The sequence below is a fragment of the Asticcacaulis sp. YBE204 genome, from assembly GCF_000495855.1.
Classification (GTDB): domain Bacteria; phylum Pseudomonadota; class Alphaproteobacteria; order Caulobacterales; family Caulobacteraceae; genus Asticcacaulis.
Genome location: NZ_AWGF01000002.1, coordinates 173,093 through 194,345 on the forward strand (window position 1 = coordinate 173,093; position 21,253 = coordinate 194,345).

Consider the following 21,253-nt stretch of genomic DNA (forward strand, 5'->3'; position numbering starts at 1 on the left):
AATCAACCCTTTAAAGGTGACCGGATCAAGTCCAAATCCGCTACATATTGGGATAGTTCGGGCCGCCACCGCCTTCGGGCGTCGTCCAGACGATATTCTGCGTCGGGTCCTTGATATCGCAGGTCTTGCAGTGGACGCAGTTCTGGGCGTTGATCTGGAAGCGCGGTTTGCCCGCGTCCTCGACGATCTCATAGACCCCGGCCGGGCAGTAGCGCTGCGCCGGTTCGGCGTATTTCGGCAGGTTGATGGCGATCGGCACCTCCGGGTCCTTGAGGCGCAGATGGACCGGCTGATCCTCTTCGTGATTGGTGTTCGAAATGAACACCGAGGACAGCTTGTCGAAACTCAGCTTGCCGTCGGGCTTGGGATAGGCGATCGGCTTGAAATCCGCTGCCGGTTTAAGCGACTGCGCATCTGACTTGCCGTGTTTCAACGTCCCCCAAGGCGACCAACCGCCGAACAAGCCCGTCGTCATCATCTCCACCCCGCCCAACAGCGTGCCGAGCGTCGTGCCGAATTTTGTCAGCAACGGCTTGACATTGCGCACGGCATACAGTTCGCGGGCGATGTTCGACTCTTTATAGGCGGCATCATAAGTTTCCAGCGTGACAGGCGCATCGCCCGACGCAATCGCTGCATAGGCGCCATCCGCGGCCAGAATCGCCGATTTCATGGCGTTATGGCTACCCTTGATGCGCGGCACATTCATGAAACCCGCCGAACAGCCGATCAGCACGCCGCCGGGGAAGCTCAGTTTCGGCACCGACTGATAACCGCCTTCGGTAATCGCCCGCGCGCCGTAGGACACGCGCGTTCCGCCTTCCAGATGCTCGCGCACGACCGGATGCTGCTTGAAGCGCTGGAATTCGTCGAACGGCGACAGGTACGGGTTCTGATAGTTCAGGTGAACGACGAAGCCGATGGCCACGAACTCATCGCCGAAGTGATAAAGGAACGACCCGCCACCCGTCTTGTCATCCAGCGGCCAGCCGAGCGTGTGCTGGACATAACCCGGCTTGTGCTGCGCCTTGGGCACCTTCCACAATTCCTTGATACCAAGGCCGTATTTCTGATAATCGCTGTCCTTATCCAGGTCGTATTTGCGGATAACCTGCTGCGACAGCGAGCCACGAACACCCTCAGCGAAAAAGGTGTATTTCGCGCGCAGTTCCAGACCCGGCTGATAGTCGCCCTTGGGCTCGCCTTCACGATTGAGGCCGAACACGCCCGCCACGACTCCGACCACCGCGCCGTTATCGTCATACAGCACTTCGGAACACGCCATGCCGGGGTAGATTTCAACGCCCAAGGCCTCGGCCTGTTCGCCCAGCCAGCGCGTCAGATTGCCAAGCGAGGCGATATAGCAGCCGTGGTTCTTCATATAGGACGGCATGGGCAGGGCCGAGATGTCGAGCGCGCCCTGCGGCCCCAGATAGATGAAACGATCCTCGGTCACAGCGGTTTCCAGCGGCGCCCCCAGCTCTTTCCAATTGGGGAACAGTTCCGACAGGCCCGACGGATCGATCACTGCGCCCGACAATATATGGGCACCGATTTCCGAGCCCTTTTCGAGCAGGGCCACGGAGATATCACCGCCGTCGGCCTGCGCTTTTTGCTTGAGCCGGATCGCCGCCGATAGCCCCGCCGGTCCGCCGCCGACGATGACGACGTCGTATCCCATCGATTCGCGTTCAACTGCGGCGTCGGACATGTCTCTAAACCCTCGGTCGCCCCACTTGATCCAGAATGTCTGCTGCGGAGCGTTTAATTATGATGTTTGATCTTTTGGCACAGTTTCCGTAAAGACTGTAAAGACCTTCATCGGTTCTTTTTTCACAAAGTGTCCGCGCCGCCATGCCGCCAAGCCCCCAACAGATTCGGGAGTGGGAAAGCTATCTCAGCTTTCTGAGCGACCATGAGCTGGAAGACACCTTCGAGCCAGAGCCTACTAACCGTCTTTTGGCGGAAAATAAATCGCGTTTTGCGGCAGGCCTGACTAATTCAGCGCCAGCAACGGTTACGCCCCTGCCCGTCAATATACGCGTTAATGCACTGAGGCCGGAAAATCTCAAAAATTTCAACCTCGATCAGGCCGTGGCCTTTGCCAGCGCGCTGGCGTCTCAGGCGCAAACCATAGACGCCCTTTATGCGGCGATCGATGGTTTTGCCGATGCGCCCCTGCGTTACGAAGGCGGCAAGGGCGTGATCCGTGGTCGCGGCGCTAATCAGGCTGACGTACTGATCATCGGTGAAGTGCCTGATGCAGATGAAGACGAGGCACTGGAAGCGTTCGCGGGTAAGCCCGGCCGTCTGGTCGATGCGGCGTTGAAGGCATTGAGTCTGACCGAGCGCGCCACCCTGCTACCCGGTCTGTTCTGGCGTCCGGCAGGCAGCCGTCCAGCGACCGATGAAGACGTGGCCCTGACCGCGCCATTCATGACACGTCTGATCGAACTGAGCGCCCCGAAGACCGTGATCCTGCTTGGCGGCACCGCCATTCGCGTGACGCTGGGGACCAGCGACAGCGTTCAGAAATTGCGCGGCAAAGCGCAGGATATCGCCCTGCCCGGCGGCCACAAAGTGCCCGCCTACGCCACTTTCCCGGCGGCGTTTTTACTGACGCAATCCTTGGCAAAAAAGGCGTTCTGGGCCGATTTCCTCGCCGCGACGGCCCATCTCTAAAGGCCGCTCACATAAGCGTGCAAGCCGTCAGACTTGCTTTTACATTAAGATTTGATTAGGCTTTCAATCGCATCCTTGATGGGCATCATGGCCTTACGTCATCTGGGGGATGCATCTAGTACATCGTGATTTCGCGCCGCGATTTTCCGGCCTGACGGTGGACACTCTACGACTCGGATCAACAACGACGGAGAGCCCCCTTGACCAGAGACGCGATGCGCGCCCGTACTTTCCGTGCCTTGATCACGACGGCCACCGCGCTGACCGGCCTTTGCGTGGGTTCCCCCCTCCTCGCCCAGACGGGCGATAAAACCGTCGACGCCATCCTCAATGCACCGCAGAACGCCTATAAGGGCGTGGTGCAACTGGTCGCCGCCGCTGACACCCCGAAAAAACCCGTCGCCTATACCAGCCTGAAGAAAGCCGCCCCCGCCAATCCGGCGCTGGAGTCCGGCCTGTCCCCATGGGACGCCCAACTTTATCAGGCGGCGTTCGACGCCATCGAAAAAGGTGATTTCGCCACCGCCGACGCCTCGATCGAAAAGATCACCGACAAGAGCCTGATGGGCTATGTCGAGTTCAACAAGCTCTTCCACGCCGGGTATACGGCCTCCTACGAAGAGCTGATGAGCTGGCTGGAGCGCTATCCCGACCATCCTCAGGCCATGCGCGCCTGGAACCTCGCCAAGCGCAAGAAGCCCGACGGTGCCGAAGACCCGCCGTTTCCGAAGCTTGACGGCGCGCAGAAACTGTCCGGCGTCAGCTTCAATCAACCGCAAAAGTCCGAAGTCAAGGCCGCCACTGCCGGGCCCGACTCGGCCCTGACGCCCAAATCGGCGCGCTCGGCCTATAATGACGGCAAGCTGGAACAGGCGATCAAGCTGGGCGTCCAGATCGGCGACCGCTGGGTCGCGGGCCTCGCCGCCTTCCGCCTCAAGCGCTACGACGAAGCACTGAAACACTTCGATTTCGTCGTCAACGACCCCAGCCAGAGCGCGTGGAGCCAATCCGGCGGCGCCTACTGGGCCGGTCGTATCGCCACCAAGCTGGGGCGCAAGGACGACGCCGACCTCTATTTCAAATTCGCGGCGTCCTACCCCTTTACCTTCTACGGTCTGCTGGCCGAACAGCGTCTGGGCGTCGAACCCGCCGTCATGCGCGCGCAAAAAGGCCTGCCGCCGGTGTTTCAGGAAGGCACGCGCGGCAGTTATGCCGCCACGCTGAACGCCGATTTCGACTGGGTTAAGGGCAATCCGCAAGCCCGCCGCGTCTCCATGCTGGTGCAACTGAACCGCAAGGGCGAGGCCAAGACCGAACTGCAAACCGCCATCCAGCGCTCGCCCGATCAGGATACGCGCAACAACTGGCTGGCGCTGGCCTCGGCGCACGACCTGTCGGTCAATCAGGTCAAGACCTCCGACCGCCTGTTCGACGCCTCAAACTACGCCATGCCGGATTTGGCCCCGACTGAAGGCTATAAGATCGACAAGGCCCTGCTCTATGCTTTCGCCAAAAAAGAGAGCAAGTTCAACGCGAAAGCCAAGAGCTATGCCGGGGCCTATGGCCTCTTGCAACTGATGCCGGCCACCGCCTATGTGGTGACCAAGGATTCCAGCTTGATGAGCAAGCCGGATCAGTTGCTCGACCCGGCGGTCAATCTTCAGGTCGGTCAGGATTACGTCCTGAAACTGTCGTCATCGGGGATTATCGACGGCGACCTGCTGCGCGTCGTGGCCGCCTATAATGCCGGTGAAAAGTGGGTGCAGGACGCGGTGCGCTCGGTCGGCGACGATGCCGATTCGCTGCTGGTCATGGAATCCATCCCTGTGGCCCAAACCCGGCAATATGTCGAAGAGGTCGTGGCCTCTTACTGGATCTATCGTCAACTGATGGGCAAACAGAGCAAGTCGCTGGCTCAGGCCGCGTCGGATTCAAAGATTATCGACGTGCTGGCGGATCACTAAACCTTCTTCACCGGCGGTTTGGGCGGAAAACCCAGCAAATAGGCAATAAAACCGAAGAACTTCCCGAACAGCGACAGGTACCAGCTCCCCTTGCGGAAGCGCTCGCCATTGGTCGTCAGGCTGACCGGAATCGACCGCAACCGCGCCCGGCCCAGCGCCAGATCGATGCTCAGATCCTCAAACGCCACCTGATCCTTATAGCCGCCCACCGCGTCGTACAGCGCCCGTGACAGGAACAGGCCGTGGTCGCCCGACGGAATGGCCATCCAGCGCGAATTGAAGGCCACCACCTCGGCCCAGATCGTCGCGAACCACGACGGATCGTCGAAGGCCAGCCGGAAATAACCGGCGCGCAGCGGATGGTGCTTCATGTGGGCGCGAACGTGTTCCATCCAGCCATCGCCGAGCAGCGAATCCGGATGCAGGATCAGCAGCCAGTCGCCTTTGGCCTCTTTACAGCCCTGCCACAGTTGCAGACCACGGTTGGCGTCGGCGCGGATGATCGTGCAGCCGGTCGAATCGGCGATTTCCAGTGTCGAATCTTCTGACCCGGCGTCGACGATGATCACTTCCTTGATCAGGCCTTCGACCACGGCAGGTACCAGCGCGCCCAGCGTGCGCACCAGCGACGCTTCGGCATTGAGAGTCGGAATGACGACGGAAATCAAAAACGTTTACCTAGCGCGAAAAAACCCCGACCAGCTCGACATGGCCGGACCACAGGAACTGATCTATAGGCGTGACGTGGTCCAGTTTAAAGCCCGCCGCCGTCAAAATCTTCGCATCGCGGGCAAAGGTTTGCGGGTTGCAGCTTATCCCCACCACGCGCCCGGCTTTGGAGCGGGCGATCTGCTGGGTCTGGGCCTCGGCTCCGGCGCGCGGCGGATCGAAGACGATGGCGTCGAAACCGGTCATTTCCTCGGCGATGACGGGCGCGCGGAACAGGTCGCGGACCTCCGCCGTGATGGGCTTGAGGCCCGGTGTCCGCCCGATGGCCGATTTCAGCGCCTTAACCGCCCCGCCCGCCGTGTCGGCGGCATAGACCGAGGCCGTCTCGGCCAGCGGAAAGGTAAAGGTCCCCGCGCCGCAGAACAGGTCGGCGACCGATTTCGCGCCGCTGACCGCCTCTTTCAGCAGGCGCACCATATCGGCTTCGGATTTCGGCGAGGCTTGCAGGAACGATCCCGTCGGCAGTTCGACCATCGCCTTGCCGAAGCGCACAGCGGGCAAACGCGTCTGGTAGAGGATTTCATCGGACAGCGAGATGCGCGCCAGATCGGAGGTTTGGGCGATCATGGCGATTTCCATCCGCGCCTGCGCGCTCAGGCCGCCGCTTTTGGTGCGTTCGACGCCGCGGATGTCGATGTCGAGCCCGGTCTGTGACACCGTCACCGACAGGATCGGCGCGGATTTCGGATGCTCGAACAGGTGCGAAGCGATCTCTGTCAGGACGGGGATGGCCGACACGATAATCGGATCGGCGATCGGACATTCCTCGATGCGAACCTGATCCCACGACCGGCGCAGCTTGTACCCCAGCTCCGTGCGCACCACACCCTTGGCACCCTTGAACTGCTTGGCGTGCAACCCGACCCGGCGACGCGTCCCCGGCGGCGTGGTCAGGATCGACCGCACCTCGGTCTCAAGGCCCGCACGCGCGAGCATAATCTCCAGCGTCTCCTGCTTCCAATGACTATAGGGCAGCATATCCCAGTGCTGGAGGCTGCACCCGCCACAGACGGTAAAGTGCTTACACGCCGCTTCGACGCGCTCCGGCGACGGCGTCAAGACCTCCAGCAGCTTGGCGTGGTCCTTGTCCGCGCGAACCCGAACCTCCTCGCCGGGCAGAGTCAGGGGCACGAACAGGCCCTCCGCCGTCACACCGTCGCCCTGAAAGCCGACCTTCTCGATTGTACACGTCATTTCATTCATAGGCTGGCATTAGACAGTCTGTGAGAAAACCTGAACAAAAATCTGAAAAAAAGTTTCAACGGCTCAGTGGGCCTGATGCGTCTCGCATAGCCATCCCGCCCCGTAAGCATTGTTTTCTTACGGCAATTTCGCGATTTTAACCTTAATCGACGCCGTTTGAAAAAAGCCAACCTGAACGAAGATGAACGGACTTCTCAAAAACCGTTCAGGTTCGGAGGCTTATAAAGGGTGTCATCAACGGCCAAGGCGATCCCGCCGACGCTCACGAAATTGAGGAATAACCACCATGACCAAGATCAACATCACCAAGAAGATCATTCTGTCGGCCGTGGCCTCGGGTATGCTCCTGAGCGCCGGTATGGTCGGCACCGCATCCGCCCGTGATCGCTACGACGACCGTCGCTACGCTGAAAGCTGCGGCGATCAGAAAAGCAACAACAAGACCAATGGCGCCATTCTGGGCGCGGTTGCCGGTGCCACTGTCGGTAACGGCGTCTCGGCCCGCAACGCCCGCACCGAAGGCACCATTCTGGGGGCCGTGGTCGGCGGCATGATCGGTGCCAAGGTCGGCTCGGACAACACCAAGTGCCAGTATTACAGCAACAGCCGCGACCGCTATGACGACCGTTACGATCGTCGTGACCGTTACGACGACCGCTATGACCGTCGCGATCGCTACGACCGTCGTTACTAATCCTTCCTCGTGAAGGCTATCCCTCCCCAAGGGACTCCAGATAAACTTAGCCCCGCCTCCCGTCCCCCGGAGGCGGGGCTTTTTTTGATCTGAATGAAGAGCTTAAATCCCCTTCTTCTGGTTCCAGGCCAGCGCCTTCGCGCCCCAGTAGTTCCATACCCCGCTCAACAGCGCGGCAGAAATCCCGGCGGCAAACCAGTGGAAGCCGAAATAGTCCTTCAGCAGAATCGCCACGCCGAGGCTGAGGATCGCGCCGATCGAACAAGCGAAATAGAAGCCGAGAAGCCCGGTCAGCATGGGCCAGCCTTTGAGGCGCTTGTCGCGGAAGGTGAGAATATTGTTGAGCCAGAAATTCCACGTCATCGACAGCCAGATCGCCAAACCGTAATTGATGATGTCGTCCCAGCGCACCTGATAGCGATAGAGTGGCAAGGCCCCTTCGACGCGAAGCAGATAGTGGCTGATCGCCAAAACCAGCGCGTAGACAAAGGCGCCGGACACGCCGACCAGCCCGAACAGCACGAAACGCGCCGTGATGATGCCATTGGTGGCCTTTTCGACCAGCAACGCCGCCAGATCCAGAACCACGCGGATATCGAGCTTCGATTCGCCGCCCTGACGTTGACGCAGCGCCGCCTTGACCTCCCCGAAGCGCGGCTTGACCTTGGTCGAGGCCACGACATCGACCAGAATCTTGAAACCGACACCGGTCAGGTTCGGACGCGCCGTATCGTACCAGTCGCGCGTCATCATGAAACAGCCGCTCATCGGATCGGTCAGCGGCACCTTGAGCACCAGCCCTGTCGCCAGCGTCGCGGCCTTGGACCCCAGATCGCGGATAAAGCTCAACCCGGTCTCGGTCTTGCCGATATAGCGCGAGGCGCAGACCAGATCCTTATCGCCCGCCAGAATCATGTCCGCCAGAGCGCGAATCGCGACCGGGTCGTGCTGACCGTCGCCGTCCATAATGCCCAGCACCCGGCCCTTCGCGATATCCCAGCCCTTGATCGCCGCCGACGACAGGCCGCGCTCGCCCTTACGGACAAACAGGCGCACGCGCGGGTCGGACTTGCCCAGATCGAGGACTTCGGCCGCGGTGTTGTCTTTCGAATCGTCGTCGACTACGACAATTTCGTAGTCGATGCCGCTCAGGTGTTCGCCGATTTCGGTAACCACCGAGCGAATCGCCGCGCCTTCGTTCAGGGTGCAGATGATGAGGCTGAGAGCGGGGGCATTGTCAGCGGCAAATTTTGCGTCTGGCAAAAAGAACTCCTAAAACATAAGGTCGGCGCGTTGCCATGGATTGCAGGCCTCTCGCCTGCTATGGCGGCAATAAAATGTCCGTCCGCTATATCGCGGTTTACAAAGCAAAACCAGAGGGCGGTTGCCCTGAAGATGCTTTCAAGGGGTTAAGGCTTAGATGTCTCTGTTTTCGGTGCCGGTAAAGCGCGCCCTGCTCATTTTCCTGTTCGCCCTGCCATTGCTGAGCGGCGTGGTCGGCAAGGTCAGCAAGTCGAACGCCTGGTTCGGCGACTACCGCGCCGTGGCCTGCGGCGCTCAAAAGGTTATCGACGGTGGCGCCCTTTACGACATGAACCTCAAATGCGCCGGGATGGAAGGCACGACGGCAGTCTATGTCTATCTGCCCGTCGTCGCCGAAACCTTTGCCGCCGTGGTGCGCTTCGTCGGTCAGGACGGCCTGTTCTGGATCTATGCCGCACTGTACGTCCTTAGTCTGGTAGTGCTGTTTTGGGGGATATATTGCCGCCTGCCCGGTACGAAGACGGAGGATGCCGTCGCCCCTACTCTCATGCAAAAACTACCCTTCGCCGCCTTCCTGACCGGCAGTGCCATCGTGTGGGGCAATATCGCCGTCCTGTGCCACGCAGCTGTGCTGGTCTCGGCGATGGCTGCCAAACGGTTTCCATGGCTGTTCGTGGCCGTCGTTGTCTTATGCGGTGTGGTCAAACCGGTATTCCTGACCTATCTGGCCGTGGTGCTGTTCCTCGATTTCAGCCTTTGGAAGCGGCTTGGTCTGTTTATCGCAGGTGCCGTTGCAGGCGTTTTACCGACCGTCCTCTTCGCCGCGCACCACAGTGCGTTGTCCGAACAGTGGCGGCAAACCCTGTCCTATTTCGTCTATAGCCTGACTCCCGGCGAAAGCTTCTATGGCTGGTTGTCGCTGATCGGCATCCGCGCCGACAGCCCCGTCGCCTCAATCGGCTGGCTGATTTTTGCCGGCCTGATAACCCTGAGCGGGCTCGCCATCGCCGAAGGGTTGAGGCTAGGGTCGCGCGCCCGTATCTGGCTTGGGCTGAGCCTTGGCGTCCTGATGATCCCGCGCCTGATGTCACAGGACGTGTTCCTGATCGGCGTCGGTGTCGCCTATATTGCGCTATTCGCCCGCAGCCTGGTGGTCACCGCAAAACCGCTGATTTTCCTCAAGGATCGTGGCATGACGATCCTGACCGTCATCTGTGCGTTCTGCCTGATCGGCGGCGCGGTGGAACTCGGCGACTATACGACCAAGCTGGCCACGCTGGCCCTCAGCCTTTACGTTCTGGCGATCGGCGGCCTGACCTTCGCCCAGCGCCGCAACGATATCGTAGCCGCGCTCTGGCCGCGAAAGGCCTGAGCATGGATTGGCTGAGCAAACGCGCGCAAAAACCGTGGCAGGTCGGCCTTTGGGCTTTTTTCCTGACCCTGCCGGTATGGTCGAGCCTGCTCGGTCGCCTGACCAAGGGCAAGTGGTGGTTCAACGATTTCGACGCCCTGATCTGCGGCGCCGACCACCTGCGTCGCGGTCTGTCGCCCTATAGTCTGGAGCCCGTCTGCGAAGGGTTGAAACCCGCGCCCTACGTCTACGCGCCGCAAGTGGGCAAGGCGCTGGTGCCGCTGATCGAGATGTTCGGGCTTGGTGGTTTGAAGGCGGGCTATGCGGTCGTTCTGATCGCCCTGATCGCCTTCACTTTCTGGTTCGCCCTGATCAAAAAATGGCCGGGCGTCCCGCTGATCTGGCGGGTGCTCGGCTTCGGCCTGCTGACCGGCTCCTCCATCGCCAGCGGCAATATCGGCCTGTTTTTTCACGCGCTTCTGCTGATCGCCGCACTCAATATAAAGCGCTCGATCTGGCCGTTTCTCGCGCTCGTGCTGATCGGCGCCGTCATCAAACCGTTCCTGCTGACCTATCTGATCGTACCGATGCTGCTGGATCGGCCCTTATGGCAAAGATTGGCCATCAGCGTTCCCGCGGCCATTGCGGGCATCGCCGTCGTCGGCCTGACCTTTGCGACCGCCGGACCGTTGAGCGTCGAGTGGCATGCCCTGATGTCGTCGGTCGTCGTCAATGAACAAACCGGCATGAGTTGGTTCGGCTGGATGGATGCACTCGGCATCACCACCACCTCGCCGCTCAGCTTCATCGGATTGCTCGTCATTCTGATCGCGCTCAGTCTGGCGGGCATAGTTATCGCCGAACTGTCCGAGGCGTCGGACCTTGAGCGCACGGTCATGGGCGTGACTCTGGCCATCCTGCTCAGTCCCCGCGTGATGGATTACGACCTGCTGATCGTGCCGCTCGGTATGGCGTTACTGGTCATGGCCTCGCAACGCCTCAGTTCCCGCGCCTTTACTCTGACGAGCCGTTTTTATGTCGGCACGTCCCTGTTGTGGCTGATCCTGCGCATGGCCGATATCGAGGGCGTGTCACCCGATAAATTTGCCACGCTCAGCTATGTTCTGTTCTGGTTCCTGCTCGCGGTTATATGGATGCGCACGGATAAAACAAAAATCAGAGGTATTTTGAATACGGCAAATTAATTTCTTTTAATTCAATTATTTAATCGGAAAAATTAAAATTTCCCAAAGGAGAATACGGCGAAATGTAGACGCCGATTCTAAAAAACTCGACGCATTTCCCCCTTATTTCCACCCCACTGCCCTGTCTCTATCCGGCCTCATCGGAGTGTCGCAGATGGACCGCGGCCCTCTCGGATATGCAGGGGACCCGGGTGTCGCAGTTATCAGTAAGCTTCCAACAGGCGGCGTCCCGCCTGACCACGCGTAACGCTATCAACTGGCTGGAGCACCAGCCCGTCGCCGCCCACGGGCTGGGCTGGCTGATCGCCCTTTTCACCTTGCCCCTGAGCAGCGGCCTTGTCGGACGCATCATTAAGGACCGACCCTGGCTGGTTGATTACGACGCCTATGCCTGCGCCGCCGATACGGTGGGCAAGGGCCTGTCGCCCTATAGCCTGACGCCGTTTTGCGACGGCATGAACGCCACACCCTATGTCTATGCGCCGCAAATTGCGCAGGTCATGGCCCCGGTCGTCGAAACACTGGGCCACGACCTATCGAAAACCCTGTATTTGCTGATTTTGGGCGCCGCCCTGACCTTCATCGGCTGGGCCGGCATGATTCGCGCCTTCCCCAAGGCCTCGCCCCTTCTGCGTATCCCCGTCTATGCGGTTCTCACCGGCAGCAGCATCGCGTCGGGCAATATCGGCATCATCCTGCACGCCCTGATCCTGCTGACGGCCTTCGATCTCGACCGGCGGCGCTGGCCCTTCGTTGCCGCCGTCATCTTCGGCGCCCTGTTCAAACCGACCCTGCTGACCTGCCTGCTCGTCCTACTCTATCAGAACCGCCCGCTTAAGGATCGCATCCTTGGCGGTGCCGTTTCCGGGGTTCTCGGCGTCGGGGCCTATGTCCTGCTGATGAAAACCGCCGGTGGATTGTCCGACGACTGGCGCACCAGCCTGCAACAGATCGTCATGACCGATCAGCCCGGCATCGGTTTCTTCTCATGGATGGCGTGGTTCGACCTGACGGCGCAGTCCCCGGTCGCCGTGGCGCTGGCCGCCGTCCATACCGCGCTGATCGCCGGAGCCGGTTTCCTGATGGTGCAGTTCGGGCGCCTGACCAATATGGAGCGCATCATCTTCGGCCTTGGGGTCGCCCAACTCGTTAATCCGCGCCTGATGGACTATGATATCCTCTACATCGCGCCGTGTCTGGTCATCATGGTCAGCCTGTGCCGTCAGGCCGGTCGCCGCTGGTACAATGCCCTGTCCTGGGTTTTGCTGGCCCTGTGTTCCCTGATCCTGTTCATCAATCTATGGGACGCCAATGCTCTGCCGATTATCCCGATGTCGGGGCTGGCCTTCGAGATGGTCATGCTGTTCAGTTGCGGGCTGCTGCTGTGGGTCCGGCGTCACCGCTTCATGCAGACCGTGCGCGACATTCCCCTGCCCGCGTTCCGGCCACCGGTCCCGGTCACCGCTGCCGAATAAGAAAAAGCCTCCCCGGTTCGGGGAGGCTTTTTGGTTTATATGGCTGCTTTCAAGCGTTCCAGAGCGACCGATAAACGGGCTTTACCGTCTTCGGCGTCCTTCAGCCGCTCCTGATTCTCGGTAATGACCTCTTCCGGAGCTTTTTTGACGAACTCCGGATTGTCGAGCTTGCGTTTGGTGCCGTCGATCGTCTTGGTGAAGTCGGCGATCGCCTTGTCCAGACGCACAGCCTCGGCCTTGAGGTCGATAAACTCCGCCACGCTGAGATTACCGGTCGATTCGGCGATGACGAACGGCACCGAGCCCGTCGGCGCGGCCTCGGCGGTGGTGACCTCGCCCAGACGGCCGAGGAACAGGATCAGGTCGCGGTGCGTCTCCAGCCAGCCCTGCGTCTGCGCCGAAGCCCCCGTGAGGGTCAGCGGCACCTTGGCCGAACCCGGCACGTTCATTTCCGACCGGACAGAACGGACTTCCGAGATCAGGTCGATCAGCCAGTTAATTTCCGTGTCCGCCGCCGCGTCGATGGCCGCCGCGTCGTAGGTCGGCCACGACTGGACGATCAGGGCATTGGCGCGGCCGTCCGTCGCCTGCCACAGTTCCTCGGTCAGGAACGGCATGACCGGGTGCAGCAGGATCAAGCACTGATCGAGGACCCACGCCGTCGTCGCGCGGATTTCGGCCTTGGCGACCTCGTCATCGCCATTGAGGATCGGCTTCGACAATTCGACGTACCAGTCGCAGACGACGTTCCACACGAAGCGGTACAGGGCATTGGCCGCGTCGTCGAAGGCGCAGGCTTCCAGCGCTTCGGTGACGGTTTTGACGGTCTTGTGCGTCTCGCCCCGGATCCAGCGCGACAGGGTCAGCTTGACGTTGGCCGGGTCGAAACCGGCGGGCGCGGCGCATTCGTTCATCTGGGCGAAGCGGTGGGCGTTCCACAGCTTGGTGCCAAAATTGCGATAACCTTCAATGCGTTGCTTGGCCAGCTTGATGTCCCGGCCTTGCCCCGACATGGCGGTCAGGGTGAAGCGCAGGGCATCGGCACCGAACTCATCGATCAGGATGAGCGGGTCCATGACATTGCCCTTGGACTTCGACATCTTCTGCCCCTTCTCGTCGCGGACGAGGGCATTGATGACGACGCGCTGGAACGGGGCCTTGCCGGTGAAATGCAGGCCCATCATCATCATCCGGGCGACCCAGAAGAAGATTATGTCGAAACCGGTAACCAGCGTGTGGGTCGGGTAGAAGCGTTCCAGATCGCGCGTCTGTTCCGGCCAGCCCATGGTCGAGAACGGCCACAGGGCCGACGAGAACCAGGTGTCGAGAACGTCTTCGTCCTGCGTCAGTTCGACGGCCTTACCGTAATGCGTCGCGGCGGCAGCACTGGCCTCTTCGGCGGACATTTCGACGAAGATTTGGCCGTCCGGACCGAACCACGCCGGGATGCGATGCCCCCACCACAGTTGACGCGAAACACACCACGGCTCGATATTACGCAGCCATTCGAAATAGGTCTTTTCCCAGTTTTTCGGCTCGAACACCGTGCGGCCATCCTCGACGGCGGCCAGCGCTTCCTTGGCCAGTTCACCGGCATTGACGTACCACTGATCGGTCAGGAACGGCTCGATGACCACGCCCGAACGGTCGCCGTGCGGGACGATGTGCTTGGTCTTCTCGATGGCTTTAAGCCAGCCTTCGACCTCGGCGCGGGCAACGATGTCCTTGCGCGCCACGAAACGGTCCTTGCCGCGATAATCCTCCGGCACGGTCTCATCCAGCGTCGCGAACGCCGTCAGGATATTGATGACCGGCAGGTTGTGACGCTTGCCGACCTGAAAGTCGTTGAAGTCGTGCGCCGGGGTGATCTTGACCGCGCCGGACCCCTTGGTCGGGTCGGCATAGTCGTCGCCGACGATAGGGATGCGACGACCCGTGATCGGCAGGATAACCTCCTTGCCGATCAGGTCTTTGTAGCGCTCGTCTTCGGGATGAACCGCCACGGCGGTGTCGCCGAGCATGGTCTCCGGCCGCGTCGTTGCGACGACGATATAGTCGCGCGTCTCGAAGCTGTCGTTGCCCTCTTCGTCCTTGACCGGATACTGGAACGTCACCCCATCCGCCAGCGGATAGGCGAAGTGCCAATAATGTCCGTCGACCTCCTTCTGTTCGACTTCGAGGTCCGAAATCGCTGTCTGGAAATGCGGGTCCCAGTTGACCAGACGCTTGTCGCGATAGATCAGGCCTTCCTTGTGCAGGGTGACGAAGACCTTGCGCACGGCGTCCGACAGACCGTCATCCAGCGTGAAGCGCTCGCGCGACCAGTCGCACGACGCGCCCAGACGACGCAGTTGCCCGACGATGGTGCCGCCCGATTCGGCCTTCCACTGCCACACCTTCTCGACGAAGGCTTCGCGGCCCATGTCGCGGCGGCTGATATTCCCTGCGGCCAACTGACGCTCGACGACCATCTGCGTCGCGATGCCCGCGTGATCGGTGCCCGGCAGCCAAAGGGCCGCCTTGCCGCGCATCCGCTCGAAGCGCGTCAGCACGTCCTGAAGCGTATTGTTCAGCGCATGCCCGATGTGCAGCGAACCCGTTACGTTGGGCGGCGGAATAACGATCGAAAACGGCTCAGCCCCCTCGTCTTCGCTCGGCTTGAACGCGCCGGCATTTTCCCACATCTCGTACAGACGGGGCTCGGCGGATTTGGGATCGAAGGTCTTGTCTAACATGATCGCTTTTGGGGCTATTCAGATACGGAAAGAGCGGCGTCTTAGCACAAGACGCCGCTCCGGTAACAGGTAAAACCGTTTAATTTCGGTACTTAACGACGCGCCTGACGCGCGAGACGTTCGACCTCTTCGCGCACCGCCGTTTCGACGATGGCGGGCAGGTTGTCGTCGAGCCAGTTTTGCAGCATCGGACGCAGGATTTCCGTCAGCAGGTCCTCGACCGTGCGGCCTTCCTTCGGCAGCAGGCTGCCCGAGGTCAGTTGACCGAAGGCCGAGACGGCGCTGGCCACGGTGCGTTCCGACACCAGATGCTCGGTCGGGGTATATTCGACCTTCGGTGCAGGCTTGGGGGCCGTTTTCGGGGCGGGTGCCGGGGTCGGGTCAAAGGCGTCGATGTCGCCGATCGACACGGCCGGGGCCGGGGCAATATAAGGCGTGGTCAGTTCGAGAACGTCGTCGTCCTCTTCCTCGACTTCGGGTTCCGGCTCGATTTCAGGCTCCGGGGCGGCCGCTTCCACTTCGGGTTCCGGCTCAGGCTGAGCCTTTTCCGGCGCGTCATCCTCGGAAATGATCCGGCGGATCGAGGCGAGGATCTCTTCCATAGTGGGTTCGTGGGCGGTCTCGGACATGTGATGAATCGCTCGAAAGGGAAATTAGTGTGCCATAAAGACACGGCTTAGGGGTTTTTGGCAACTGTTAAGCGGTGTTTTCGCCCTGGAATTTCGCCTGACAGGTTATTTTTCCAACCCGCCGTCTGTATTCGCAACTATCCAAGCACATTTATACTTAACAAGAGATAAATCCGCCCTGAATCGCAAAGGCGGCAACGGGTTGCCCCGCCACCGCCCTGTTGTTTTCGCTCGAATTTCGGCAAATCAGCGCCCCACTCAGCGGGTCGTGATGATCTCGCCCGACGAATCGGCGGCGCCATCGAGCACGCGAATCACCGGCTCGAACGGCGTGAAGCCCTTGCGTTTGACCGAGTCGAAGTTTTTCGCGGGGTCATAGACCTCGACGCCCGGCGTCAGGGTCGTCGCATTGAGGTCACCCATCACCGCCAGAAGCTGCGCGGCCGCGACGTATTCGGCGCGCTGGGCGTCGATCAGCGCCAGCTGCGCCGACCGCAGTTCCTGCTCGGCATTGAGCACCTCGATATTGGTGCGCAGGCCGACCTGCTGCTCGTACTTCACGCCTTCGGCAGCGACCTGAGCGGCACGGACCTGCTCCTGATTGGAGCGCGTCGCCGACCGGGCCGCGGTCATATTGGCCCAGGCCGTCGATACGTCCTGCACCACATTGCGGCGCGCCAGTTCGACACTGATCTTCTGGGCATTATAGCCTTCCGAGGCCTGACGGACGCGCGACGAATTATAACCGGCGCTGAACAGCGGCACGGTGAAGCGCAGGGTCGCGGTCGCCGCGTCACGGCTGTCGAGGTCGTTGAAATCGCTGGTCGGCGCGCTGGCACCGTAACCGGCCCCCAGAGTCACGCGCGGCCCCAGACCTGACTTGGCCTGAGACACGCGCGCCTTGGCGGCGGCCTCGGCCCACTTGGCAGCGTTCAGTTGCGGGTTGTTGTTTTCGGCGCGATCAAGCGCCAGATCGAAGCTGGTCGGCAGGTTAGGCAGTTCCGGCGTGGCATCGAGCGCGACGGGCGCCTGCCCCACGATGGCGACGTATTGCGCCCGACTGACGTCCAGTTGCGCCTGTGCCCGCGCCAGAGACGCCGAGGATGCGGCCAGACGGGCTTCGGATTGCGCCACATCGGTACGGGTCAGTTCGCCGACATCGAAACGCGCCTTGGTTTCGTCCAGCTGACGCTTCAAGACGTTGTAGCTTTCCTGCCCGATGCGCAGGGCTTCCTGATCGCGGCGGACAGCGGTATAGACGCTGATCACGTCGCCCAGCACCTGGGCTTCGACCGCGCGCAAATCCTCACGACCGGCCAGCACGTCGGCCTCGGCCGCCTTGACGCCCGACGACAGACCGCCCGACGCAAACAGGGTCTGGTTGGCGCTCAGGTTCAGGCTGGTCGAGGAACGGCCCGATGCACCGGACGGAATATCGCTATAGTCGACGCTGGCCCCGGCATCGAGCGTCGGCCCCAGACCGGAACGCGCCTGCACATAGGTTTCGTCGGTGCCGCGTTGCTGGGCGCGGGCGCGTTGCAGGGTCGGGTTGCTGGCATAGGCCATGCTGATTGCGTCGGCCAGAGACTCCGCCGATACCGGCAGCGCCGTCCCCATCAGCGCGGTAAACGACAGACCGGCCAGCAGCAGGCGCGAAAGCTTAAGCATCAAAATGGTTCCCTTGAAGAAGAAGGACCGCACCCCCGCCCGGCGGCCATGCCATCGCATGACCCGTTTGCGTCGCGCCCCCTCGGAAGACTATCGCCGCACCCTGCCAGAACGCACGGGGTTTGGCGAGTTACGCTTTTTTCACATTGGAATATTTTGAAACGATTTCGCGCAAACGGTGCCTTTAAAACACGAAACTCGACGTTTTACCGAAGCCCGGCAGCAGCGACGGGTTCGAATCGAAGCTGTGGGCCTCGGAAACGCCGTGCGACAGACGGGTAAAGACCTTGGCGTGACCGACGGCGTTTTCGCGCACGACGACGCCCAGACGACCGCCCGGCTTGAGCGCGGCCAGCCACGCTTCGGGCACTTCGGCCACGGCGCCTTCGACGATAATAATGTCGTATTGCCCCTCGGCAGCGGTCTTGAGGTCCGCCGTGACGAGCTTGATGCCCAGCGATTTGAGATAGGGTTCGACCACGGTCTGTACGCGGGCATCGGCTTCCTGTGCGGTCACATCAAGACCGGCGTGTTTCAGCACCGCAGCGGCATAGGGGGCGGCGATGGCCAGAACCGACTGACCGGCGACGGGCTTAACGGCATGCAGCAGCTTGGCGATATCGCGCGCCTTCATCAGGGCCCGGTCGGGCGCGACAGACGCCTCGACCTCACCATAGGCGGCAAAACCCTGCCCCGGCGCGACCAAACGCTCGCGCTCGATATGGCGCATGGCCTTTTGCAGCGCCGGATCGGTGACGTCATTCACGCGCACCTGAGATTCAACCATGTTCTGACGCGCGGCGAAATAGTCCATTGGGGTCCGGGCCTTGATGCAATTACGGATTAAGATTCTGCGCTTATAGGCGTTTGCGCGCGCCGCTTCAATGCGATGCACAAGGGATTGGCGTCGAAATCGCCGCCTGTGGCATTTTTTCCTGTAAATAATTCGACGAACGCATTGAAGCGGCCGGAATCATCTGATAGCAGGGCTGTCTCGCGGTTTCAGGATCGCGCATCGGGATGGATAACCGCACCTGCTTCATCCCCGGTGTTTTCAGGTAAGGCCTGATGGCGGAGCGGTTACGCAGCGGATTGCAAATCCGTGTAGCCCGGTTCGACTCCGGGTCAGGCCTCCAACCGCCGCCTCCATATATAAAAGAAACGCTTTCCCATAACGGGAGTCGCAACGTTAACGCGGCATTAACCCAAATCGGGCGAAGTAGTCCTGTCTTTGCTTTTTTGAAGACACCCACCATCACCAAACTTTCAAGGCCCGGGCATCTGTTCGGGCTTTTTCTTTGCGGAGAAAAGGATGATGAGAAAACAAAAAGCCCCGAACCGAGGTTCAGGGCTTTTGTGACGGTGCTGGCTCCCCGGACAGGACTCGAACCTGTGACAAGTCGATTAACAGTCGACTGCTCTACCAACTGAGCTACCGGGGAATGTTCAGCAGCGAGGACGGGCCTATAGCAAGGGTTCCGCCGGGAGCGCAAGCCTTAAGCTGAAAATTATCCACCAATTTGAACTTTTCCCCGCATTCGTGTGGGATATCAGGTACCTTCGCAGAAATCAGAAAACGACCGTTACCTGGGTGCCGCCGCCGACCAGCGGGCGGTCGATGTACCACAGGCCGTCCTGCATCCCCACCGAAGGTACCGCATGAGGCGCCCGCAGGGTCAGCGGATGAGTCACATATTTCTGCCGCGACCGGACGCCGATCACCAGTCGCTGCCCGATCACCGAAGCCTCCAGCGGGATCAGGGCGGTATAGACGCCATCCGCGCCCGCCCGCACCTCGACGGCCTTCTGACCGTTCAGTTCGATATCGACCATGGCATCGTTCTCGGTCCGGCCCGATATGGCCAGAGCGCCGCCCGCGTCGTAATCGGCCACCGCCAGCAACGGCGCCTGCGGCCACAAAGGCAGGCCTGGCGCCCCCACCCGCATGAAGACCGCGCGCGGCGGCTCGTCTATATCGCCAGCGGGCGGCACGAACAGCCTACCCTCCGCCTTCATCAGTCGCCCCTGCTGCTCCATGGCCAGGTCGTAGAGGCTGCCGCCCGGCGATTGCGGCAGGCTGGCCTGAAAACGCCCGTCCCGGCCCGCGGTCACGCCATAGGCCTGCCCCGACAGGCTGGTCAGACGTACACGCCCTTCGGCCACGGCGGTGCCGGTGACCAGCAAATCGCCCGCTGCGGTGACGGCCACGGACGTGACCTCCGGAGTCTTTTCATAGCCTAGCGCACTGGAATCGTAGGCCGCCTCTTCTTTCTGTTCGGGGGTTTTCTGTCCGCAGCCCGACAGACCGCCTGCGGCAAGGGTCAGGCTGAGCAGGACAAGGCAGGTTTTGCGGGATATCATTGAGCCGGGCCGATCTGATAAAGCGCTTGTCGGATACGGCCTTCCGGGCTTAACCTGAAGACCGACCACAAAAAAGCACGCTTTTATTTTCATTAATTATATCGACCCTAAGATCATATCACCTTCAGGATCAAGTCCTATCCGCCGCCTCTGTTCGCGGCGACCGTAACCGAGGAATACCCGTATGCCCGACGCTTCGCCCGCCCCCCGCCGTCCCGTCCTGTCCGTCTGCATCTATTGCGGATCGTCCGACGCGGTCGATCAGCGTTATAAGGACGAAGCCTTCGCGCTGGGCAAGATTCTGGGCAGCAACGGCCTGCGTCTGGTCTATGGCGGCGGCGGGGTCGGCCTGATGGGCGAATCGGCGCGCGGCGCACACGAAGCGGGCGGCAAGGTGCTGGGCATCATGCCGCAGTTCCTGATGTCGCGCGAACGTCTCTATGACGACGTTGAAACCGTCGTCGTGCAGTCTATGCACGAACGCAAGATGATGATGTTCGAGGAATCCGACGCCTTTGTTGTGCTCCCCGGCGGCGTCGGTACGCTGGAAGAGGTTATCGAGCTTCTGTCGTGGCGACGGCTGGACCTGCACAAGAAGCCGATCATCTTCCTCAATTCGGGCGGTTTCTGGGAGCCGTTCTTCAAACTGGTCGAGGCGACCATCGACACGAACTTCACGCCGAAAAGCTTCCTCAACACCTATAAGAGCGTCGATACGGTCGAGGAAATTCTGGGCGCGATCAACGACCTTTCGACCCATGACGAGGATATCGATACGCGTAAGGTGCTGTAATTATTTCGGGCAGGTGACGTAGCTGAAATCGATCCGTTTCGCCTGTCCTTTGATCGTCCCTTCGATGGCGGCGCTCATTGTGCCGCCTTCACCGCGTTTATAGATGACGCGCTGCGGGAAATCGTGGGCGGCATTTTCGAATACCGCCTCGCCGTCTTTGTAGGTTTTCAGCGGGAAGGATGCTCCGGCCTGCCCCGACGGATACGCCGTGAACGTAAGCACCCCGTCCCGCTGTCCCAACACCATGAATTCGTAGTTGAGCACCTTGTCCGCCGAGAAGGTTCGCCCGATGCCAAACAACTGACCACCGTCGGCGGGCGTCCAGTGCTCGGTGATGTTTCGCGCGCCTTTGTCCTGCACCCAGCAGCCGGTCAGCCATGACAGATCAACCACGGTCTGTGCCTGAGCGCTGCCGCTGAGCAAAAGTCCTGCAACTATAAGATATTTCATGGCCGCCTCCGTGAACCGGTCACGTAGGTTAGGTCATTTTCGCGTCACTGA

At 60.8% G+C, this 21,253-nt stretch carries 17 protein-coding genes and 2 tRNA genes; 8 read left to right on the forward strand and 11 right to left on the reverse strand.

The genetic code is table 11. The annotated features are described in order from the left end of the window. Positions 1 to 40 precede the first annotated feature (40 nt). On the reverse strand, positions 41 to 1,711 hold the full coding sequence (locus AEYBE204_RS24845) for an electron transfer flavoprotein-ubiquinone oxidoreductase (RefSeq protein WP_023461121.1): 1,671 nt from the start codon (positions 1,709 to 1,711) through the stop codon (positions 41 to 43). A 143-nt stretch (positions 1,712 to 1,854) separates the two neighbouring features. On the opposite strand from AEYBE204_RS24845, the gene AEYBE204_RS24850 reads away from it, so the two are divergent. After that, the gene (locus AEYBE204_RS24850; RefSeq protein ID WP_031229858.1) at positions 1,855 to 2,682 is read left to right on the forward strand and encodes a uracil-DNA glycosylase; all 828 of its coding nucleotides are present in this window, start codon (positions 1,855 to 1,857) and stop codon (positions 2,680 to 2,682) included. A gap of 200 nt (positions 2,683 to 2,882) precedes the next feature. Next, positions 2,883 to 4,646 carry a lytic transglycosylase domain-containing protein gene (locus AEYBE204_RS24855; protein WP_031229860.1) on the forward strand — a complete coding sequence of 588 codons (1,764 nt, stop codon included), beginning with the start codon at positions 2,883 to 2,885 and terminating at the stop codon, positions 4,644 to 4,646. Here the strand turns inward: AEYBE204_RS24855 and AEYBE204_RS24860 are convergent. After that, the gene (locus AEYBE204_RS24860) at positions 4,643 to 5,314 is read right to left on the reverse strand and encodes a glycosyltransferase (RefSeq protein WP_023461124.1); all 672 of its coding nucleotides are present in this window, start codon (positions 5,312 to 5,314) and stop codon (positions 4,643 to 4,645) included. The two genes, AEYBE204_RS24855 and AEYBE204_RS24860, sit on opposite strands and share 4 nt — an antisense overlap. 10 nt (positions 5,315 to 5,324) lie before the next feature. After that, the gene (locus AEYBE204_RS24865; protein WP_023461125.1) at positions 5,325 to 6,578 is read right to left on the reverse strand and encodes a class I SAM-dependent RNA methyltransferase; all 1,254 of its coding nucleotides are present in this window, start codon (positions 6,576 to 6,578) and stop codon (positions 5,325 to 5,327) included. A gap of 286 nt (positions 6,579 to 6,864) precedes the next feature. On the opposite strand from AEYBE204_RS24865, the gene AEYBE204_RS24870 reads away from it, so the two are divergent. After that, positions 6,865 to 7,272: a glycine zipper 2TM domain-containing protein gene (locus AEYBE204_RS24870; protein ID WP_023461126.1), complete on the forward strand. Its 408-nt coding sequence runs from the start codon at positions 6,865 to 6,867 to the stop codon at positions 7,270 to 7,272. A gap of 102 nt (positions 7,273 to 7,374) precedes the next feature. On the opposite strand, the gene AEYBE204_RS24875 is transcribed toward AEYBE204_RS24870, so the two are convergent. Next, positions 7,375 to 8,535, reverse strand: a complete 1,161-nt coding sequence (locus AEYBE204_RS24875) for a glycosyltransferase (protein WP_023461127.1) — start codon at positions 8,533 to 8,535, stop codon at positions 7,375 to 7,377. 157 nt (positions 8,536 to 8,692) lie between these two features. Between AEYBE204_RS24875 and AEYBE204_RS24880 the strand changes: the two genes are divergently transcribed. The 3 genes from AEYBE204_RS24880 to AEYBE204_RS24890 all read left to right on the forward strand — a co-directional run bounded on the left by AEYBE204_RS24880 (position 8,693) and on the right by AEYBE204_RS24890 (position 12,566). Next, positions 8,693 to 9,907 (forward strand): hypothetical protein, encoded by a 1,215-nt coding sequence (locus tag AEYBE204_RS24880; protein WP_023461128.1) that lies wholly within the window; start codon positions 8,693 to 8,695, stop codon positions 9,905 to 9,907. 2 nt (positions 9,908 to 9,909) lie between these two features. Next, the gene (locus AEYBE204_RS24885) at positions 9,910 to 11,091 is read left to right on the forward strand and encodes a hypothetical protein (RefSeq protein WP_023461129.1); all 1,182 of its coding nucleotides are present in this window, start codon (positions 9,910 to 9,912) and stop codon (positions 11,089 to 11,091) included. Positions 11,092 to 11,282: 191 nt separating this feature from the next. Next, positions 11,283 to 12,566, forward strand: a complete 1,284-nt coding sequence (locus tag AEYBE204_RS24890) for a hypothetical protein (RefSeq protein WP_023461130.1) — start codon at positions 11,283 to 11,285, stop codon at positions 12,564 to 12,566. A 35-nt stretch (positions 12,567 to 12,601) separates the two neighbouring features. Here AEYBE204_RS24890 and AEYBE204_RS24895 read toward each other — a convergent pair whose 3' ends face one another. The 4 genes from AEYBE204_RS24895 to AEYBE204_RS24910 all read right to left on the reverse strand — a co-directional run bounded on the left by AEYBE204_RS24895 (position 12,602) and on the right by AEYBE204_RS24910 (position 18,412). Then, on the reverse strand, positions 12,602 to 15,301 hold the full coding sequence (locus AEYBE204_RS24895; protein ID WP_023461131.1) for a valine--tRNA ligase: 2,700 nt from the start codon (positions 15,299 to 15,301) through the stop codon (positions 12,602 to 12,604). A gap of 92 nt (positions 15,302 to 15,393) precedes the next feature. Next, positions 15,394 to 15,930, reverse strand: a complete 537-nt coding sequence (locus AEYBE204_RS24900) for a PopZ family protein (RefSeq protein ID WP_031229868.1) — start codon at positions 15,928 to 15,930, stop codon at positions 15,394 to 15,396. A 258-nt stretch (positions 15,931 to 16,188) separates the two neighbouring features. Further along, positions 16,189 to 17,598, reverse strand: a complete 1,410-nt coding sequence (locus tag AEYBE204_RS24905; protein ID WP_023461133.1) for a TolC family outer membrane protein — start codon at positions 17,596 to 17,598, stop codon at positions 16,189 to 16,191. A 184-nt stretch (positions 17,599 to 17,782) separates the two neighbouring features. After that, positions 17,783 to 18,412 carry a protein-L-isoaspartate O-methyltransferase gene (locus AEYBE204_RS24910; protein WP_023461134.1) on the reverse strand — a complete coding sequence of 210 codons (630 nt, stop codon included), beginning with the start codon at positions 18,410 to 18,412 and terminating at the stop codon, positions 17,783 to 17,785. Positions 18,413 to 18,660: 248 nt separating this feature from the next. Here AEYBE204_RS24910 and AEYBE204_RS24915 point away from each other — a divergent pair. Continuing rightward, a tRNA-Cys gene (locus AEYBE204_RS24915) sits at positions 18,661 to 18,734 on the forward strand. A gap of 230 nt (positions 18,735 to 18,964) precedes the next feature. Here AEYBE204_RS24915 and AEYBE204_RS24920 read toward each other — a convergent pair. Together AEYBE204_RS24920 and AEYBE204_RS24925 are read right to left on the reverse strand one after the other, a co-directional pair. After that, positions 18,965 to 19,040 (reverse strand) — tRNA-Asn (locus AEYBE204_RS24920). 127 nt (positions 19,041 to 19,167) lie between these two features. Further along, positions 19,168 to 19,959 carry a hypothetical protein gene (locus AEYBE204_RS24925; RefSeq protein ID WP_023461135.1) on the reverse strand — a complete coding sequence of 264 codons (792 nt, stop codon included), beginning with the start codon at positions 19,957 to 19,959 and terminating at the stop codon, positions 19,168 to 19,170. 184 nt (positions 19,960 to 20,143) lie between these two features. Between AEYBE204_RS24925 and AEYBE204_RS24930 the strand changes: the two genes are divergently transcribed. After that, a complete protein-coding gene (locus AEYBE204_RS24930; protein WP_023461136.1) occupies positions 20,144 to 20,752 on the forward strand; it encodes a TIGR00730 family Rossman fold protein in 609 nt (202 codons plus the stop codon). On the opposite strand, the gene AEYBE204_RS39345 is transcribed toward AEYBE204_RS24930, so the two are convergent. Then, positions 20,753 to 21,202 (reverse strand): DUF6265 family protein, encoded by a 450-nt coding sequence (locus tag AEYBE204_RS39345; RefSeq protein ID WP_023461137.1) that lies wholly within the window; start codon positions 21,200 to 21,202, stop codon positions 20,753 to 20,755. It lies immediately after the preceding gene. Positions 21,203 to 21,253 lie beyond the last annotated feature (51 nt).

What these genes read in the sequence shown, in the direction of transcription:
- AEYBE204_RS24900 (WP_031229868.1), bottom strand. Translation starts at nt 15,930, where the DNA reads ATGTCCGAGACCGCCCACGAACCCACTATGGAAGAGATCCTCGCCTCG.
- AEYBE204_RS24885 (WP_023461129.1), top strand. Translation starts at nt 9,910, where the DNA reads ATGGATTGGCTGAGCAAACGCGCGCAAAAACCGTGGCAGGTCGGCCTT.
- AEYBE204_RS24925 (WP_023461135.1), bottom strand. Translation starts at nt 19,959, where the DNA reads ATGATATCCCGCAAAACCTGCCTTGTCCTGCTCAGCCTGACCCTTGCC.
- AEYBE204_RS24895 (WP_023461131.1), bottom strand. Translation starts at nt 15,301, where the DNA reads ATGTTAGACAAGACCTTCGATCCCAAATCCGCCGAGCCCCGTCTGTAC.
- AEYBE204_RS24850 (WP_031229858.1), top strand. Translation starts at nt 1,855, where the DNA reads ATGCCGCCAAGCCCCCAACAGATTCGGGAGTGGGAAAGCTATCTCAGC.
- AEYBE204_RS24870 (WP_023461126.1), top strand. Translation starts at nt 6,865, where the DNA reads ATGACCAAGATCAACATCACCAAGAAGATCATTCTGTCGGCCGTGGCC.
- AEYBE204_RS24905 (WP_023461133.1), bottom strand. Translation starts at nt 17,598, where the DNA reads ATGCTTAAGCTTTCGCGCCTGCTGCTGGCCGGTCTGTCGTTTACCGCG.
- AEYBE204_RS24865 (WP_023461125.1), bottom strand. Translation starts at nt 6,578, where the DNA reads ATGAATGAAATGACGTGTACAATCGAGAAGGTCGGCTTTCAGGGCGAC.
- AEYBE204_RS39345 (WP_023461137.1), bottom strand. Translation starts at nt 21,202, where the DNA reads ATGAAATATCTTATAGTTGCAGGACTTTTGCTCAGCGGCAGCGCTCAG.
- AEYBE204_RS24930 (WP_023461136.1), top strand. Translation starts at nt 20,144, where the DNA reads ATGCCCGACGCTTCGCCCGCCCCCCGCCGTCCCGTCCTGTCCGTCTGC.
- AEYBE204_RS24880 (WP_023461128.1), top strand. Translation starts at nt 8,693, where the DNA reads ATGTCTCTGTTTTCGGTGCCGGTAAAGCGCGCCCTGCTCATTTTCCTG.
- AEYBE204_RS24845 (WP_023461121.1), bottom strand. Translation starts at nt 1,711, where the DNA reads ATGTCCGACGCCGCAGTTGAACGCGAATCGATGGGATACGACGTCGTC.
- AEYBE204_RS24910 (WP_023461134.1), bottom strand. Translation starts at nt 18,412, where the DNA reads ATGGACTATTTCGCCGCGCGTCAGAACATGGTTGAATCTCAGGTGCGC.